Consider the following 17,853-nt stretch of genomic DNA (forward strand, 5'->3'; position numbering starts at 1 on the left):
TTTAAGAAGAGTTGTCTTATCTATATATTTGTTTGCTCTATTTTATAGTGTATGATAACCCAACAAACCATTGATAAAGTTTTTGAAACCGCCCGAGTAGAAGAGGTGATAGGAGAGTTTGTGCAGTTAAAAAAAGCAGGAAGTAACTTTAAAGGGTTAAGTCCGTTTACTGATGAACGCACCCCATCTTTTATGGTGTCGCCTGTAAAACAAATTTGGAAAGACTTTAGTACAGGTAAAGGAGGGAATGCCATTTCTTTTTTAATGGAACATGAGCATTATACCTATCCTGAAGCTATACGTTGGTTGGCAAATAAATACAATATTGAAATTGAAGAAACCGAGCAATCTGATGAACAAAAAGAGCAGATGAACGAACGAGAAAGTATGTTTTTGGTATCAAAATTTGCCAAAGATTACTTTCACGATGTGTTAATGAATACACAAAATGGTAGAGCTATAGGGCTGTCGTATTTTAAAGAACGTGGTTTTAGAGAAGATACCATAGAAAAATTCGACTTAGGATATTGTAAAGATGAGTGGGATAACTTTACCAAAGCTGCTTTAGATAAAGGTTTCGATTTAAAATATTTAAAATCTACTGGATTAACTATTGTTAAAGAAGGTGGAGCAGAAGATAGAAAATTTGACCGATTTAAAGGACGTGTGATGTTCCCAATCCATAGTATGTCGGGACGAATTTTAGGTTTTGGAGGAAGGATTCTTACGAACGATAAAAAAGCAGCAAAATACCTGAATTCACCAGAGAGTGAAATTTATCATAAGAGTAAAATTCTTTACGGATTATATCAAGCTAAAAAAGAAATTGCTAAAGAAGATAATTGTTTTTTAGTGGAAGGATATACCGATGTAATTTCATTCCACCAATCAGGAATAGAAAATGTAGTAGCTTCATCAGGTACAGCATTAACTCCCGATCAAATTCGATTGGTAAACCGATTAACTAAAAATATTACAGTACTTTTTGATGGAGATGCAGCGGGAATCAGAGCATCACTTCGTGGAATTGATTTAATTCTAGAGCAAGGAATGAATGTGAAAGTGGTTACTTTTCCGGAAGGAGAAGATCCTGATAGCTTTGCAAAAGCACATTCTAATGCTGAATTAAAAGAGTATTTAACACAAAAGTCTCAAGATTTTATAGAGTTCAAAGTTTCTTTATTAATGAAAGAAGCGGCGAATGATCCTGTAAAAAAAGCAGGTTTAATTCGCGATATTGTAACGAGTATTTCTAAGATTCCTGACGGAATTCAAAGAGAGGTTTATGTACAAGAGTGTGCTCGTATTATGGATATTTCTGAGCAAGTTTTATTTAGTGAATTGGCTCAATTATTAAAAAAAGGAGCTGTAGCGGTAAAGAAAACTAATTTAGGACAGGATCCTAGTCAACCACCTCCTGAGTATATGTATGAACAAGATCAACCTGTAATGGGACTTGTAAAAGGAGGTAAAGGAAAGTTACAGCAAAGTATCGATCAGCTAAATATTCTAGAAAAAGAAATTATAAGAATTTTGCTGTTATATGGGAATGAAATTGTTGATTTTGTCAACTGGGTAGATGCAGTAGATGAAAGAGGGCGACCTGTACTGGAAAAAGAAGAATATCAAAATACTGTTTCTAACGAGTTGTATTTGAATTTGCAAGAAGACGAAATAGAATTTACCAATGAAATTTTTAGATTAACTTATTTTGAATTAATTCATCAATTAAATCAAGATGAAAAAATAAGTGTAGATTATTTGGTTATGCATGAAAATCCTCAAATATCAAGTTTGGTAACCAATATTTTGATGGATGAGGAAAAATATAACTTAAGTGATTGGGAGCGTAAAGAGGTTTTTGTAACTGAAACGATAAAAATCCTTCCTAAACTAGTTACAGATGCAGTTTTAAATTTACGTAGGGTTTTAATTGAAGAAAAAATAAAGGAGATAATGCATGAAAGTAAAGAACAAAGTGTAACTCCTGATCTGGAAGAAATAGCTAATTATACAGGGTTAAAAAAACGACTTTTTGAAAAATTAAACCGCGTTATTTAAGATTAAGAAATTGCTAAAAGATTAGAATTTTAAGGTTCTTAACATTTTTTTTGTAAATTTACTTGCGAAAAGAACAAGAAATAAAAAAAAATGAGAAAGTTACTGCAAATTCTAGAGTTGCTAAGGTTGCTTATTATACTGCCTTTCAATATATCAAATGGACAAAAAAAACACGCTTATCAAAAGATTAAGCGGCAAATGATGTCTGTTAATCTACTTTAATTCTTCAGGGATTTCACAAATAGGAATTGGAACCATTTTATGTTGATTAATTCGGTTAAGACGCGTGTATATTTTATATACATCTAACTCTCTACCTGAAAAATCATCAACTGTTTTTCCTGCATTTTGCATTTTCATAGCCCATTCCAATTCATCATAAGAAGCTCCAATCTGGTCTTCATCAGTTCTGCTGTCGCCAAATAAACCATCAGTTGGTTGTGCTTTTTGAATAGAAGCAGGTACACCTAAATAAGCTGCCAATTCATATACTTCTGATTTTACCAAATCAGCAATTGGACTTAAATCAACCCCACCGTCACCGTATTTAGTAAAAAATCCTACACCAAAATCTTCTACTTTATTTCCTGTTCCAGCTACTAAAAAACCGTGTAAACCAGCGAAATAATATAGAGTGGTCATTCGTAAACGAGCACGAGTATTGGCTAAAGCTAAATCAACTTTAGGGGAAGATTCAATTTGAGGAACTACAGTCTTAAAATCTTCAAATGTAGAGGTTAGGTTTACCTCCATTTCACTCACGTTTGTGTAACGTTCACGTAATTGCTTAATGTGTTCATTTCCTCTGCTTACTTGACTTTCAGCTTGGTGAATTGGTAGTTCTACACATAAAGTAGGTAAGCCAGTTTTAGCACATAAAGTTGAGGTAACAGCACTATCAATTCCACCAGAAATGCCAACAACAAAGCCATTTACTTTAGCATTTGTAGCATATTCTTTCAACCAGTTTATGATGTGTTCTGCAACTTTAGGAGTGTTCATTTTTGAGATATTTTAAGAGTTTATCAGTTACGGATAAAAACTAATTTAGTAATTTCGACGTTATAATTTAGAATGTAAATATACTAAAGTTCATGAGAAAAATTTTAGCGTTGGTTACCTTAATTCTGATAGGGTTTTCATGTAAAAATGAAGAAAGTAATAAATTAAGTGTTGATGTGTCGAATATTGAAGCTAATGTAGAAATAGAGCGTTTCGATATCGATTTTTACAATACAAAACCTAGTGAACTTTCTAAGACAAAAGAAAAATATCCGATGTTTTTTCCTTCGCAACCAGATAGTGTTTGGGTTAATAAAATAAATAATAAAGATGAACAAGAACTGTTTGCTGAAACACAAAAAGTTTTTTCTGAAATCAATAAAGAAAAAGAAGAATTAACATCATTGTTCAAACATGTAAAATATTACAATCCGAAGTTTGTGAGCCCAAAAGTAATTACCATGTTAACAAATATTGATTACAACAATCGAATAGTATATACTGACAGTTTATTGTTGATTTCTTTAGATTCTTACTTAGGAAAAGAACATGAGTTTTATAATGATTATCCAGCTTATGTAAAACAAAATAATACCAAAGAACACATCGTAGTAGATGTAGCTAAAGCTATTGTAGGTAAGCAAATGTTACCTAGTATGGCTAGGAGTTTTATTGATAAAATGATTTTTAGAGGAAAGAAAATGTATTTACTTGATGCTTATTTACCAAATACATTAGATGCCTTAAAAATTGGTTACTCACAAATAAAATTAGATTGGGCAGAGAGGAATGAAGAACAAATATGGATGTATTTTGTAGAAAAAGATTTGTTGTACAGTACAAGTAAAGATGTTGATAAACGCTTTTTAGATTTAGCTCCTTTTTCTAAGTTTTATATGGAAGAAGATAGTCAATCACCAGGAAGAATAGGAGAGTGGATTGGTTGGCAAATCGTACGTTCGTATATGCAAAAGAATGATGTATCTTTGCATCAATTATTACAAACAAGTGAAGATGAAATCTTCAAAAAATCAGGATACAAACCAAAGAGATAATGGCGGTTAAACATACATCAAAAATCACATTTAAAGTAGGATTAGACGATAATAGAATTCCAGAAGAAATTACTTGGAACGCAGAAGATGGAGGTATAAAAGACGAAGCTTCAAAAGCAATTATGCTATCTGTTTGGGATCATAAACAAAAAGATACGTTACGTATGGATTTATGGACTAAAGATATGCCTGTAGATGAAATGAAGCAGTTTTTTCATCAAACCTTAGTGTCTATGGCAAACTCTTTTGAAAGAGCTACAAACGATGAAAAAATGAGTGCAACCATGCGTGATTTTTGTGACTACTTTGCTGAAAAATTAGAATTAATTCAGAAATAAAAAAAGCAGCTTTTAAAGCTGCTTTTTTTATGCATTGTAGTTTTTTATCCTATTAATGATGGTTTCGTAATCTTCAAGGTTATTAACAAAATCTAAATCAGAAACGTCAACAATTAGAATGTTTAAATCAGGTTGTGTTTTGATAAAGTTGCTATACCCATCATGGATTTTTTGTAAATAACTCGCTTCTATATTTTGCTCGTAATCACGCCCACGCTTTTTAATATTTTCTAGTAAGCGTTCTGTGTTTTGATATAAGTATACGTACAAATCAGGCTTTGTGATTTCTTTATACATTAAATCAAACATTTTTCTATACAACTTATATTCATCACTATGCAAAGTAACCTGTGCAAAAATGAGCGATTTAAAAATATAATAATCAGAAACAATAAAGTTTTTAAACAAATCAAATTGCGCTAAATCATCAGAAAGTTGTTGGTATCTATCTGCTAAGAAACTCATTTCTAAAGGAAAAGCAAAACGTTCATTGTCGTTATAAAACTTTGGTAAAAACGGATTATCAGCAAAACGTTCTAACACAATTTTAGCGTTAAATTCATCAGACATCATATTGGCTAATGATGTTTTACCAGCACCAATATTTCCTTCTATAGCAATGTAGTTATACTTTTCAGTAATAGGAATTGGTCGCTCAAGCTTCATGTCTAGCTTTGTGATTTCCGAAGTGTCAGAACAATTTTCTAAACAGATATATAAATGTTTTTTCTCTATTGGGTGAATGACATTACGAGCAATTTCAACCAAAGGAACTAAGGCAAATTTACGCTCTAACATTCTAGGATGCGGAACTATTAAAGTTTTTGAAAAGATAATTTCATCATCAAATAATAAAATATCTAAATCAATCAATCTATCAGAATATCCATCAGTGTCTTTTCTTGTTCTCCCTAATTCTTTTTCAATAGAAAGAAGTCTTAAAATTAATTGTTCAGGTGGTAAATACGTTGAAACCTTTATACAAGTATTATAAAAATTGTTACTGTTAAAACCCCAAGAAGCTGTTTCGTATACAGAAGCTACTTTTAAAACCGCACCAATTTTATCCGCAATTAAATTAATTGCTTGTTGAATGTTTGTAAGCTTGTCCCCTTGATTGGTTCCTATAGAAATGTATGTGATTCGTTGTATTTTCATGAGTAGAATGCAAAGAAAAATAAAACTTAAATAAGAAGTGCTAAAAAAATGGCTTTTTATTTAAATATTTTTTTCAAAAAAAGGTAGGGTGTTTTTGTGTTTAACTGTTTTATTATTGGATTTCTTTATAGAGTAAGATTTTTATATGATTATTGGGGAATGATCTAGAACAACTCTAAGTTAAAAGGCTGCCGTTATGGTAGCCTTTTTTTATTGGAAACTTTAATAGAGGTGTATTAAAACAAAAAGGTAACCAATTTGGTTACCTTTTTGTTTTATATAGAAAAGAATATTATGATTCTTTTTTCTCTTCTCTAGGTCTTCTATCATCACGACGGTTATCGCGGTTGCGATTGTCACGACCTCCTCTGTTATCTTTGTTATTGTCTCTAGGTGGTCTAGCAACGTAACCTTCTGGTTTAGGTAATATCGCTTTACGAGATACTTTCTCCTTGCGAGTTTTAGGATCAATTCCAAAGTATTTTACATCAATAATATCACCAATGTTTACTACATCAGTTACATTGTTTGTACGTTCCCAAGCTAACTCACTAACGTGTAATAATACTTCGTTTCCTGGAGCTTCAGTATATTCAACTACCGCACCAAAATCTAAGATTTTAATCACTTTTACTTCGTAAATAGAACCTTTTTCAGGTTTAAACATCATAGACTCAATACGAGCTATAACTTTATCTATACCTTCTTGGTTTGTTCCTAAAATTTCAACGATTCCTTCTTCAGTAACAGGATCTTCATTAATTACAATTGTAGTTTCTGTTTCTTTTTGTAACTCTTGAATGTGTTTTCCTTGTGGTCCGATAAACGCACCAATTAAATCGTTAGGAATAACTCTGTTCACCATTTTAGGAGCATGCGGCTTCACATCTGCATTTGGAGTGGCAATAGTATCAGTTAATTTCTCTAAAATATGTAAACGACCATCACGAGCTTGTTTTAATGCTTTTACTAAGATTTCATAAGATAATCCTTTAATCTTAATATCCATTTGACAAGCAGTAATACCATCAGCAGTACCAGTTACTTTAAAGTCCATATCACCTAAGTGATCTTCATCACCTAAAATATCAGATAATACAGCATAACGATCACCATCAGAAATTAATCCCATTGCAATACCTGAAACTGGTTTTTTCATTTGAACACCAGCATCCATTAATGCCATAGTACCAGAACAAACAGTAGCCATTGAAGAAGAACCGTTAGATTCTAATACTTCAGAAACCACACGTACTGTGTAAGGACAATCTGCAGGAATCATTCCTTTTAAAGCTCTTTGAGCTAAGTTTCCGTGACCAATTTCACGACGAGAAGTTCCTCTTAAAGGACGTGCTTCACCAGTTGAAAAAGGAGGGAAGTTATAGTGTAAGTAGAATTTTTCTTCACCTTGTAATGTTGGAGAATCTACCATATTAGCATCTCTAGAGGTACCTAAAGTAACAGTAGCTAATGCCTGAGTTTCTCCACGTGTAAAGATTGATGAACCGTGAGTTCTTGGTAAATAATCAACCTCACACCAAATTGGTCTAATATCAGTAGTTGTACGTCCGTCTAAACGTAAACCTTCATTTAAAGTTAAGTCTCTAACAGCTGCTTTATGTGCTTTACCAAAGTATTTTCCTACTAAATCTCCATACTCCTCTAATTCTTCTTCGGTAAACATTGCGATAACTTCATCTTTTACTTCAGAAAAAGCTAAACCTCTTTCTTGTTTAGAAGTTCCTTTTTTAGCAATATCGTAACATTTTTGGTAAGTAGCTTCGTGAATTTTAGCAGCTAACTCTTCATTTTCAGCTTCTCCTTCATACTCACGAGTTTCTTTTTTACCAAATGCTTCAGCTAAAGCTACCTGAGCATCACACTGCACTTTAATAGCTTCGTGTGCTACACGGATTGCTTCTGCCATTTCTTCTTCAGAAACTTCATCCATTTCACCTTCAACCATGGCAACAAAGTCGTTAGAAGCTCCAACCATTAGGTCGATGTCAGCTTCTGCTAATTGAGTAGCGCTTGGGTTGATGATAAACTCACCGTTAATACGTGCAACACGTACTTCAGAAATAGGTGCTTCAAAAGGAATGTCTGATAACTGAATAGCTGCTGATGCTGCTAAACCAGCTAAGGCATCTGGCATAACTTCTTCGTCATGAGACATTAATTGAATCATCACTTGGGTTTCTGCGTGATAATCTTTTGGGAATAGTGGACGTAATACACGGTCTACTAAACGCATTGTTAAAATTTCTTCGTTTGAAGGGCGTGCCTCACGCTTCATAAATCCACCAGGGTAACGACCCGCAGCGGCAAATTTTTCACGGTAATCTACCGTTAATGGTAAAAAGTCAATACCTGGGTTTGCAGTTCTTGCTGATACAACTGTTGCTAATAACATTGTATCTCCCATTCTTACAACAACAGAACCATCTGCTTGTTTTGCTAATTTTCCTGTTTCTAATGTGATGGTCCTTCCATCTCCAAGCTCTATTACTTGGTTAAATACTTTTGGAATCATAAATTAATTCTTCTAAATTTTAATTCGTTTTTGTTTGTTGTTGTGTTGTTGTTGTTCCAATGGAAAATCAAAATTGTTGTTAATAATTTTGAACTTTTTATATATAAATTTCTGTTTGTTAGTCAGAAATACTTTTTGATGTAAAATAAAAAAGAGGCACGTTTATAGAGCCTCTTTTTTTGTAGAATTATTTTCTAATTCCTAATTCTTTAATAATCGCACGATATCTGTTGATCTCTTTTTTCTTTAGATAATCTAACAAACTTCTACGCTTACCTACCATTTTAACTAATGAACGCTCAGTGTTAAAATCTTTACGATTTCTTTTTAAGTGCTCAGTTAAGTGGTTAATTCTGTGCGTAAATAACGCGATTTGTCCTTCTGCAGTACCAGTATCATTTGCTCCTTTACCGTGTTTTGCGAAGATTTGTTCTTTAACTTCTTTTGTTAAATACATGCCAATATTATTTAAATGATTATTATGTACTCAATGCTATTACATTGAAGTTGCAAATGTACAATTATTTTTTGAATGAAAACTATTCATGTATATTGAAAATGACAGAAAACAAAAAAGCTAGCATTTGCTAGCTTTTTTGTTATGCTCTTACAGGTTGGTTTTGTATTAAATCTAAATATAAATTCACCTGTTTTTTTAAGTCTTTTCTTTCGTAAATCGCATCTAAGAAACCGTGTTCTAATAAGAATTCTGAACGTTGGAAACCTTCAGGTAAATCTTTACCCGTAGTATCTTTTACTACACGAGGTCCTGCAAATCCAATTAAGGCATTTGGTTCAGCAATATTAATGTCTCCCAACATTGCAAAAGAAGCTGTTGTTCCTCCTGTAGTAGGATCTGTACATAATGAAATGTACGGGATTTTAGCTTCTGCTAATTGAGCTAGCTTTACAGAAGTTTTTGCTAATTGCATTAAAGAAATTAATGCTTCTTGCATACGTGCTCCTCCTGATTTTGAAATCATCAAGAAAGGAATTTTGTGTTCAAGTGAATAATCAATAGCGCGTGCTATTTTTTCACCTACAACACTACCCATTGAACCACCAATAAAAGAGAAGTCCATTGCAGCAATTACTAAGTCTTTCCCGTTTGATTTACCAACAGCAGCACGTGCAGCATCTTTTAAACCTGTTTTCTTCTGAGCTGCTTTTAATTTTTCAGGATACTTTTTAGTGTCCTCAAATTTTAAAGGGTCTCTAGCAGATAATTTTGGTGCTATTTCTGTGAACTTATTATCATCAAAAAATATTTCAAAATATTCTTTACTTCCTACACGTACATGGTATCCATCTTCTGGACTTACATATAGGTTCTTTTTAAGTTCATCTGTGTCAATTATCTTTCCACTTGGGGTTTTATACCACAAACCCTTTGGTGTGTCTTTCTTTTCTTCTGTTGGGGTTTGAATCCCTTTGTCTGTACGTTTAAACCAAGCCATAATTTAGTTTTTTAATCTTTAGTTGTTTGGTTTTTCTTTTTCCAAAGAATTTTATAATGTATTTACATTATTTAAATCTTCAAAAGCCTGCTTTAATCTAGCTTTAAAAGTTTGTTCTCCTTCACGTAACCATTTACGAGGGTCGTAATGTTTTTTGTTAGGAACATCATCTCCTTCAGGGTTACCGATTTGAGACTGCAAATATGCAGATTTTTCTTTCATATAATCACGAACACCTTCGGTGAACGCATATTGTAAATCAGTATCGATATTCATTTTTATAACTCCATATCCGATTGCTTCACGAATTTCTTCTAAAGTAGAACCTGATCCTCCGTGGAATACAAAGTCGATTGTATTGTGAGGAACGTTATACTTTTCTGAAATATACTCTTGAGAGTTCTTTAAGATTTTTGGAGTTAGTTTTACGTTTCCTGGTTTGTAAACTCCGTGCACATTTCCAAAAGCAGCAGCAATAGTAAATTGTGGGCTTACTTTCATTAATTCTTCATAAGCGTAAGCTACTTCTTCAGGTTGTGTGTATAATTTAGATACATCTACATCAGAATTATCAACACCATCTTCTTCACCACCAGTAATTCCTAATTCAATTTCTAAAGTCATTCCCATTTTACTCATTCGTGCAAGGTACTCTTTACAAATTTCGATGTTTTCTTCTAAAGGTTCTTCACTTAAATCAATCATGTGAGAACTGTATAAAGGTTTTCCTGTTTCTTTATAAAATAGCTCACTAGCATCTAATAAACCATCAATCCAAGGTAATAATTTTTTAGCAGCGTGATCGGTATGTAAAATAACAGGAATTCCGTAAGCTTCTGCTAATAAATGTATATGTTTGGCACCTGCTACAGCACCTGCAATAGCAGCTTTTTCGTTTTCGTTTGATAAGCCTTTACCTGCATTGAATTGAGCACCTCCGTTAGAGAATTGAATGATTACAGGTGAGTTAAGTTCTTTAGCTGTTTCTAAAACAGTATTAATTGTGTTAGATCCTACAACATTAACAGCTGGTAGCGCAAAGTTTTTTTTCTTTGCTAATTCAAAAATTTCTTGAACTTCTTTTCCGGTGGCAACCCCAGGTTTAATCATCTTTTGTTTTTTATTAGTTGTGTGTTACAAAATTAGGGAACAAATCTACACTTTTTTTATAAGTTGCGATAAATTTTTGATAGAAAGTAGTTTATTAAAAAGGGTAATTGATACCGATATTTAGTACTGAGTTAGTGAAATTAAAGTTTCTAAACCATCTATTACCAGTTAGGTAAGGTTCGTGTGCTTTGAAGCCTAAATCTAATCTAGCAATTAGAAATTTAAAGTCATAACGAAGCCCAAAACCAGCACCTACTGCAATATCTTCTATCGATTTAATTCCTTTAAATTTAGAAGGATCATCAACAAAACTAGAATTAGTAATGTCCCAAATATTTCCAGCATCAACAAACAAAGCTGATTTAAGAGAACCAAAGACATTAAAGCGGTATTCGAAACTAGTTAAAAACTTTAAACTTCCAATGTTATATTCTAACACAGGGCTTCTTGTACCAGGACCTAAATCATAGGTTCTCCAAGCTCTGATGTCATTAGAACCTCCAGCAAAGTAACTACGAGAGAAAGGAATGTCTGAATTGTCGTAAGTAAAAATAGCTCCAAGAAAAGTTCTGTGAGCAAGTACATTATTGTCTCCTAAATCCCAGTATTTTTTATATTCAATATCCGTTTTAAAATATTGTGCTATGGGAATTTTAAATACTGTTTTTTGACCTAAAATATTTTTGTTCTTAGATAACAGTCCCATGAAGTTACCAGAGTTAGCAACCCTAATTTTCAAGAATGAAAAGCTAGCATCTTTAACACTTTCTTGATTGTTATATGTATATCCATAAGCAATTTCAGGAATCAAAAAGTCAGAGGTTACAATATTATATCTGTTTGCAAGATTTAAAACGTTTTGAAATTCAATAGGATTTGAAGCAGCAAAATTAGCATCTGTAATAACATCTGATACAAAACTTATTATTTCGTTAGAGTTACTAGGTGTATTGTCAGGAAAAGTATATGAAGGGTTATAAATTTGAGCAACTTCAGCTAGTTTTTGATATTCTGAAACATAGATAGAAAAATAATTATCTACATTTAAATTTCTAATGTATTGCGTGTTTAGTATTTCTAGTTGAATAGATTTTTTAGCATCATAATCCCACTTGTAATCTATTCCAACAGAGATGTTTTGTTTGTCTAAACCAATGTTTTTTTGAATCGCTATACCTGAATAGAATTTAGTTCTAGGAAACATTTTTTTAGGAACTAGTTTATGTAGTCCGAAAGGAGCCATAAAACGAGGGACTTCTAAAGAAATGTCAGAACCTATTTCCCAACCAGGACCATTGTTTGAGTTAAAATAAGAACCAAAAGTTGAAAATTTAAAGATTTCTGCACCTTTAAAAGTATTCCTATTAGTTAAAGAGAATTTTAAAGAAACATCAAAATTACGAATATTTGAACGAGATAATTCAGATTCAAACCCTAAGGTATATTTTTCAATAGGAGTTAAAAAAATGTTAGCTTCTAGTTCATTTTCACTCAATTCATCATATCTAATAGAAGTAGCTTTAAAGTTTTTTAAACCTCTTAAATGTAATCGGGTTAAATTTCTGAGAGAATCACTATAAACAGTATTCGGTTTTATAAAGATAGATTGAGATAAATATTTAGGATTGTATTTTAATTTGCGAAGAGCATAAAAGTCAATTCCGTGATAGTTTGTAGTATCTCTGTGTTTAGAATTACGTTTATTATAAGAGAAATCTGTATAAACATTAACTTTTTTAATTTTTTGAATTTGAAAAGGAATGGCTCTATCAGAGATGTTAATATCTACGTCTGCTTTTTCATAGTTTTTGAGCGTATCAACATCAAAGGAAATGTAATTTTCATTAAAATGGTAAATACCTTTGTTTCTAAATAGTTTAACTAATCGATTAGCTTCTTTTATAAAGTTGTTATCTTTATAATGATCTCCTGATTTTAAGTAGCTTTTATCTTTAGTCGATAGATATAGAGAGTCTAAAACAGGGGAAGTGATAAAAGTTTTAAGAGTATCTATAAGCGAAGGGTTTCCTTTGGTAATATGATAGCTAATTTCTCCTTTCTTTTTACCAATACTATCTTTTTTAGATGTAACTTTTGCTCTGAAATACCCCTCAGTTTGATAGTATGTTTTTAAGTTGTCTACTGTTCTTCGCGTTTTTTTATCGTCTATAATAACAGGAGCTTGCCCGCTAGTTAAAAACCAATTGTTGAAACCTATAAAAGTTTTAGCAACAGAAATACTTTGCTTTTCAGAAAAAACATCACTAATAAAATTATAGGTTTTTTGATGTTTTTTTCCCCATTCACTTGGTGTTTTTGGTGCTTCAGGATTTCCAAGATTGTAAAAATGTAACGATAAAGGCATTCCTAAAGCCTTAGCATTAGGACGTTGTATAAGTAATTCAGAAATGTTTTCACTCGAAGTTTTTACACTGTCAATATACACTGTGTTTTTTGCTAGTAATAATTCATTTTCTTTAACATATTTAATCGTGCTACACGAACTGAATAAGACTACTAATAAAAAGAAGAAAGAAAGTTTTTTCATTAACTTTACGCCTCGTATTAAGAATCAAAAATACTATTTTTTAGTGGTTTTAGAGTGTTAAAAATAATTTAATGAGCTTATCTAAAAACAACATAAAGTTAATAACTAGTTTACAACAAAAAAAGTATAGACAAAAGCACCAATTATTTGTGGCAGAAGGAGTGAAAGTGGTAAATGAGTTGTTAGCATCTTCATTAGAAGTTGAACACTTATTTTCTGTAGATGCATCTTTTGAACCATTAAAAAAATGTGGTGTAACGTTAATTTCTGAAAACGAATTAAAAAAAATAAGTACACTTAAAAGCCCTAATAAAGTTTTAGGATTGTTTAAAATTCCAAAGAAAAAAGAAATCAATCAAGATAAATTTATGGTTGCTCTTGATGGAATTAATGATCCTGGAAATTTAGGAACCATTATTCGTTTATGTGATTGGTTTGGAATTACTGAATTAGTTTGTTCAAAAAATACAGTTGATTGTTACAATCAAAAAGTGGTGCAATCTACTATGGGATCTTTAACACGGGTAAATATTTTGTATGTAGATTTAGAAGATTTTCTAACAAACAGTAAACTTCCAGTTTTTACTGCTGATATGGATGGTAAAAATGTGTACATATCATCATTACCAGAAAAAGCTGTGTTGGTTATGGGGAACGAAGCTAACGGAATTTCACCTGAAATTGCTCAAATAGTAAAACACGCGTTAACCATTCCAAGATTTGGTGATTTGCAACAAACAGAGAGCCTAAATGTAGCTACAGCTACAGCAATTTTACTGAGTGAGTTTAAAAGAGGATTAAAATAATCCGTTTATCTGAGCATCAATTCTGTCGATTACATATCCTAAATCTTCTTGATTATCAACAAAATCTAAATTATCAACATCTATAATTAATAGTTTTCCTTTGTTGTATTGGCTAATCCAAGCTTCGTAACGTTCATTTAATCTACTTAAATAGTCAATGCTAATAGAGTTTTCATATTCTCTACCTCGTTTATGTATTTGACCGACTAAGGTAGAAATATCTGCACGTAAATAAATTAACAAATCAGGAGGAGTTACCAAGTTCTCCATTAATTCAAATAACGAAGAATAGTTACTAAAATCTCTATTGGTCATAAGCCCCATTGCATGTAAGTTTGGAGCAAAAATATGAGCATCTTCGTAAATAGTTCTATCCTGAATTATTTTCTTACCTGACTTGCGTAGCTCTAAAACTTGACGAAAACGGCTATTTAAAAAGTATACTTGCAGGTTAAAAGACCAACGCTCCATTTCACCGTAGAAATCATCTAAGTAAGGGTTTTCATCAACTGATTCAAAATGAGGTTCCCAATTGTAGTGTTTTGCTAATAATTTGGTTAATGTGGTTTTTCCTGCGCCTATGTTTCCGGCAATTGCTACGTGCATAATTATTTGTGTAATAATGATTTTAATATTACTGGCAATGCCAGTTCAGGGGAGGTAAAAGTACATAAAAAAAGGAATTAAGAAACAAGATTAACAAATCAATATAGTAGATAAACAAAAAAGCGAGCTAATTAGCTCGCTTTTTTTGTTTAGTGTGGTAAAAGAGATTACCTAATAGCAATCTTTTTTGTTATATGTTTTCCTGCGTTTTCAATTTGCATAAGATAAAATCCGCTTGCTGCTTTATTAAAGTTAACCACTCTATTAAAAGAACTTGAGATTGTTGAGAATTTTTGAGTTTCAATCAAACGCCCTCTAAAATCAAATAAACGAATGATTGTAGCATTTTTATCTTTTACTCTAAAACTTACCGTTAAACTACCATTAGAAGGAATAGGATAAGTTTGAAGATCTTTAAATAAGCTATTGTCTGTGGCAAATCGTTCTTCAACAGTAATGGTGTAATCTTCTACTTCACCATTTAAGCTTAATTCACAAGCGTCAGGTGCAGAATTTAACTTTGTGGTAATTCTCATGGTTGTAGAACCGATAGCAGCATTTTCAGGAACAGTAATTGTAACAGTATTGTTAGAAATTTCATAAGCTTCATTAATGTCAAATACACAGTTTTGGTTCCAGTCTATCCAAGCAAATGTTTTAATATTACTATATCCATCATTGTTTATAGAGGTTGTTAGCGTGTAATTTTCTCCTTTTCCTACTATTGTATTTTGATTTTTGAAGTCAGAGTACCCTGTTGTTTTAGTAGAACTATTATCAATATCATTAAATGTTACGTTTGTAATACTGATTTGAGATTCGGTAGTACCTGTAGATTTACAAATGTTATCGTTTTTGTTTAGGTTAAGGTTTATTGACTTTGTGAGAGAACCATCAGAAGCTACAATATTGATAATATAATCTGCCGTAGCGGCATTATTAATATTATCAATAGTTACTGTGATCTTAGAGTTATTACTAACAGTGTTTTTATCAAATGAAACAGAAGAGTCAGTCGGAGCTCCAGAAGCTGAAAAAGTAACTGTATTGTTAAATCCGTTAGATACAACATAATCCAATTCAAATGTTACATTGTTAGAAGCGCTACCACATAGAGCTATGTCTCCACTTAAGTTAGAGATTGCAAAGTCAGGAGTAGTATCTATTTTAAATTCAGGAGTAACGTTGTAAAAAATATTATCAGCAGCCTCAATCATTAAAACTGCATTGTTTGTTGTAGCTAGATTAGGAAGTGTAATAGATTCTATACCGTCATTAGGCGTGTTTTCTATAAGAATTACATCAAAAGAAATACCTCCGTTTGTAGATAGTTTTATGTTTACAGTTTGACAGTTAATAGGAGAAGTATTGGTTTGACCAACCAGCCACTTAATTTCTCTTGTAGTGTTTGGTGCCCAAGTAGGTTGGTTGTTGATTATGAATGGTTGTACATCTACAACTGTAACTTTTATATCATCTCTTGCTGAACTACCTCCTCCTACATGGTTATCTCTAACTGTAAAAGCAAAATCCAATTCTCTTGCTACTGAAGGCAAAACTTCCCATTCAGTAGAAGTGTTTCCACTTACCACAGTTGAAAGAGCAGGGAAATATCTATTTGGAGATTTTGAAGGAGATAAAGATCTGAACATTGGTCCGGCAGTATTGGTAGGTAAAGGAGCCATAGTTGCCACTTCATTATCAATTTGTTCCCAAGTATAGGATAAGGATTCTATTCCATCAACATCTGTAGCTGATCCTTTTACAACAAAAGGTGTTGACTTAGGGATGCTTACATTGTTGCCCGCGTTAGCAGTAGGCGCATTATTTCCTGTACTTGAAACACTAGCACAACCACCTGCCCCTTGAATGTGCTCCCACATTTGAGCGATACTAACAGCATGAAAATAATCATCACTAGCTCCTTGTATGTTTGGTGAGCAAATACCAGCATAAGCCATAATGGTTGATCCACTTCCTGGTTCAACAGCTGTTTCAAGACTTCTATTACCGCTACAAGAATTGTTAAATGTATGAGTAGCACCAAATTGATGTCCTATTTCATGAGCTACATAATCAATCGAGTATCCATCGCCTATTGGTTGACCTCTACCTGTTATTCCTTGAGCTTTATATCCAGTAACACAAACTGAATTCAATTGGGCTAATCCTCCACCTCCTGTACTAAAGGTATGTCCGATGTCATAATTTGTGTCTCCAATAATAGCATCACATTTCTCTTGGCTTTCATCAATTAAAAAATTTGCATCATCGTTTGATAATTCATCAGTTTCAGCATCTAAGAAAATTAAATCATCATTATTACTAACAAGAACCATTCTTACGGCTAAGTCTCTTTCAAAAATACCGTTAACACGAGTCATCGTAGTATTCATAGCAGACAATACAGCAGCTTTTTTTTCTGCTTCACTAGCAGTTGGTAATACACCTTGATTGTTTATGTGGAATTGAGCATACTCACCAGTACAGGCAATAGCAGTTCTAAAAGTTCTTAATGTTGCATCGTTAGCATTTCTACTTTGTATAGAAGCAGAAATGTTTTTTTGAGCAGTATTTTCAAGTTTACAAGAGAAGTCATCATCTAATGAGGCAAGCTCTCCTTTTTTGTAGATTATATACTCTTTATTATCTTTTGTATAAGGATCAATATAAACTGTATTTTCATTTGAAGTAAATAATATAACATGTACACCATCTTTTCCTATACTTATTTTAGCTGTAGAGGAAGTGTCATCAATTCCTTTAGCAGAATAAGATTTCACTTGTGGGAATTTTGCTGCTAACTCAGGAGCTAAATAAGAGGTTTCTTTTACAAAAAATCTTTTAACTTCTCCATTAGAATTAGGTAATGTTATTATCTTTTCAGAGGTAGTGTTCTTAGCTTTTGAACTTAATAAGATATTTTTGAATTTTTCTAAATCTAACCTCATTAGTAAGTGTTGATTCGGAGAAATTTTAGTTGTAAGTACTTCTTTTTTTTGAAGCTTAATTGTTTCGTTAGATGTTTTCGTCCACATCTGCTGAGAGAACAAACTTGTGGTTGAAAGAAGTAAAATACAAAATATGAGAAGGGAGTTTCTTTTTGACATGATTTAGTTATTGATAAGTCTTACATATAACAGTAAAAGTTTAATTTTCCCTACCTTTGTAGAGCTATT

At 32.2% G+C, this 17,853-nt stretch carries 13 protein-coding genes; 4 read left to right on the forward strand and 9 right to left on the reverse strand.

Annotated features, from left to right (window positions below; translation table 11 throughout):
* Positions 1 to 51: 51 nt before the first annotated feature.
* On the forward strand, positions 52 to 2,061 hold the full coding sequence (gene dnaG / locus C8N26_RS04835) for a DNA primase (protein WP_120186291.1): 2,010 nt from the start codon (positions 52 to 54) through the stop codon (positions 2,059 to 2,061).
* Between the two features lie 213 nt (positions 2,062 to 2,274).
* Here dnaG and nadE read toward each other — a convergent pair whose 3' ends face one another.
* The gene (nadE, locus tag C8N26_RS04840; RefSeq protein WP_120186292.1) at positions 2,275 to 3,063 is read right to left on the reverse strand and encodes an NAD(+) synthase; all 789 of its coding nucleotides are present in this window, start codon (positions 3,061 to 3,063) and stop codon (positions 2,275 to 2,277) included.
* A 92-nt stretch (positions 3,064 to 3,155) separates the two neighbouring features.
* Between nadE and gldB the strand changes: the two genes are divergently transcribed.
* Positions 3,156 to 4,118, forward strand: a complete 963-nt coding sequence (gene gldB / locus C8N26_RS04845) for a gliding motility lipoprotein GldB (RefSeq protein ID WP_120186293.1) — start codon at positions 3,156 to 3,158, stop codon at positions 4,116 to 4,118.
* Positions 4,118 to 4,456 carry a gliding motility protein GldC gene (gldC, locus tag C8N26_RS04850; protein WP_120186294.1) on the forward strand — a complete coding sequence of 113 codons (339 nt, stop codon included), beginning with the start codon at positions 4,118 to 4,120 and terminating at the stop codon, positions 4,454 to 4,456. Before gldB ends, gldC begins: the two co-directional genes overlap by 1 nt.
* Positions 4,457 to 4,483: 27 nt before the next feature.
* Here gldC and folK read toward each other — a convergent pair whose 3' ends face one another.
* The 6 genes from folK to tamL form a co-directional block, all read right to left on the reverse strand.
* A complete protein-coding gene (gene folK / locus C8N26_RS04855) occupies positions 4,484 to 5,614 on the reverse strand; it encodes a 2-amino-4-hydroxy-6-hydroxymethyldihydropteridine diphosphokinase (RefSeq protein WP_120186295.1) in 1,131 nt (376 codons plus the stop codon).
* A 292-nt stretch (positions 5,615 to 5,906) separates the two neighbouring features.
* A complete protein-coding gene (locus C8N26_RS04860; RefSeq protein WP_028892388.1) occupies positions 5,907 to 8,147 on the reverse strand; it encodes a polyribonucleotide nucleotidyltransferase in 2,241 nt (746 codons plus the stop codon).
* Positions 8,148 to 8,334: 187 nt separating this feature from the next.
* On the reverse strand, positions 8,335 to 8,604 hold the full coding sequence (gene rpsO, locus C8N26_RS04865; protein WP_028892389.1) for a 30S ribosomal protein S15: 270 nt from the start codon (positions 8,602 to 8,604) through the stop codon (positions 8,335 to 8,337).
* Between the two features lie 142 nt (positions 8,605 to 8,746).
* A complete protein-coding gene (gene accD / locus C8N26_RS04870) occupies positions 8,747 to 9,604 on the reverse strand; it encodes an acetyl-CoA carboxylase, carboxyltransferase subunit beta (RefSeq protein ID WP_120186296.1) in 858 nt (285 codons plus the stop codon).
* A gap of 51 nt (positions 9,605 to 9,655) precedes the next feature.
* On the reverse strand, positions 9,656 to 10,714 hold the full coding sequence (fbaA, locus tag C8N26_RS04875) for a class II fructose-bisphosphate aldolase (protein ID WP_120186297.1): 1,059 nt from the start codon (positions 10,712 to 10,714) through the stop codon (positions 9,656 to 9,658).
* Positions 10,715 to 10,808: 94 nt separating this feature from the next.
* Entirely contained in the window at positions 10,809 to 13,262 is a 2,454-nt protein-coding gene (gene tamL, locus C8N26_RS04880) for a translocation and assembly module lipoprotein TamL (RefSeq protein ID WP_120186298.1), read from the reverse strand.
* Positions 13,263 to 13,333: 71 nt separating this feature from the next.
* On the opposite strand from tamL, the gene C8N26_RS04885 reads away from it, so the two are divergent.
* Positions 13,334 to 14,068: a TrmH family RNA methyltransferase gene (locus tag C8N26_RS04885; RefSeq protein WP_120186299.1), complete on the forward strand. Its 735-nt coding sequence runs from the start codon at positions 13,334 to 13,336 to the stop codon at positions 14,066 to 14,068.
* Here the strand turns inward: C8N26_RS04885 and C8N26_RS04890 are convergent.
* Complete coding sequence (locus C8N26_RS04890) at positions 14,060 to 14,674, reverse strand: deoxynucleoside kinase (protein ID WP_028892394.1); 615 nt, start codon at positions 14,672 to 14,674, stop codon at positions 14,060 to 14,062. The two genes, C8N26_RS04885 and C8N26_RS04890, sit on opposite strands and share 9 nt — an antisense overlap.
* A gap of 167 nt (positions 14,675 to 14,841) precedes the next feature.
* Positions 14,842 to 17,712: a reprolysin-like metallopeptidase gene (locus tag C8N26_RS04895; RefSeq protein WP_170141626.1), complete on the reverse strand. Its 2,871-nt coding sequence runs from the start codon at positions 17,710 to 17,712 to the stop codon at positions 14,842 to 14,844.
* Positions 17,713 to 17,853 lie beyond the last annotated feature (141 nt).

Source organism: Tenacibaculum lutimaris (genome assembly GCF_003610735.1).
GTDB classification, from domain to species: domain Bacteria; phylum Bacteroidota; class Bacteroidia; order Flavobacteriales; family Flavobacteriaceae; genus Polaribacter; species Polaribacter lutimaris.

Excerpts from the sequence above, each read along its gene's own strand:
- nadE (WP_120186292.1), bottom strand. The coding sequence starts at position 3,063 with ATGAACACTCCTAAAGTTGCAGAACACATCATAAACTGGTTGAAAGAA.
- tamL (WP_120186298.1), bottom strand. The coding sequence starts at position 13,262 with ATGAAAAAACTTTCTTTCTTCTTTTTATTAGTAGTCTTATTCAGTTCG.
- C8N26_RS04895 (WP_170141626.1), bottom strand. The coding sequence starts at position 17,712 with ATGTGGACGAAAACATCTAACGAAACAATTAAGCTTCAAAAAAAAGAA.
- folK (WP_120186295.1), bottom strand. The coding sequence starts at position 5,614 with ATGAAAATACAACGAATCACATACATTTCTATAGGAACCAATCAAGGG.
- C8N26_RS04885 (WP_120186299.1), top strand. The coding sequence starts at position 13,334 with ATGAGCTTATCTAAAAACAACATAAAGTTAATAACTAGTTTACAACAA.
- C8N26_RS04860 (WP_028892388.1), bottom strand. The coding sequence starts at position 8,147 with ATGATTCCAAAAGTATTTAACCAAGTAATAGAGCTTGGAGATGGAAGG.
- gldB (WP_120186293.1), top strand. The coding sequence starts at position 3,156 with ATGAGAAAAATTTTAGCGTTGGTTACCTTAATTCTGATAGGGTTTTCA.
- accD (WP_120186296.1), bottom strand. The coding sequence starts at position 9,604 with ATGGCTTGGTTTAAACGTACAGACAAAGGGATTCAAACCCCAACAGAA.
- fbaA (WP_120186297.1), bottom strand. The coding sequence starts at position 10,714 with ATGATTAAACCTGGGGTTGCCACCGGAAAAGAAGTTCAAGAAATTTTT.
- dnaG (WP_120186291.1), top strand. The coding sequence starts at position 52 with ATGATAACCCAACAAACCATTGATAAAGTTTTTGAAACCGCCCGAGTA.
- gldC (WP_120186294.1), top strand. The coding sequence starts at position 4,118 with ATGGCGGTTAAACATACATCAAAAATCACATTTAAAGTAGGATTAGAC.
- rpsO (WP_028892389.1), bottom strand. The coding sequence starts at position 8,604 with ATGTATTTAACAAAAGAAGTTAAAGAACAAATCTTCGCAAAACACGGT.
- C8N26_RS04890 (WP_028892394.1), bottom strand. The coding sequence starts at position 14,674 with ATGCACGTAGCAATTGCCGGAAACATAGGCGCAGGAAAAACCACATTA.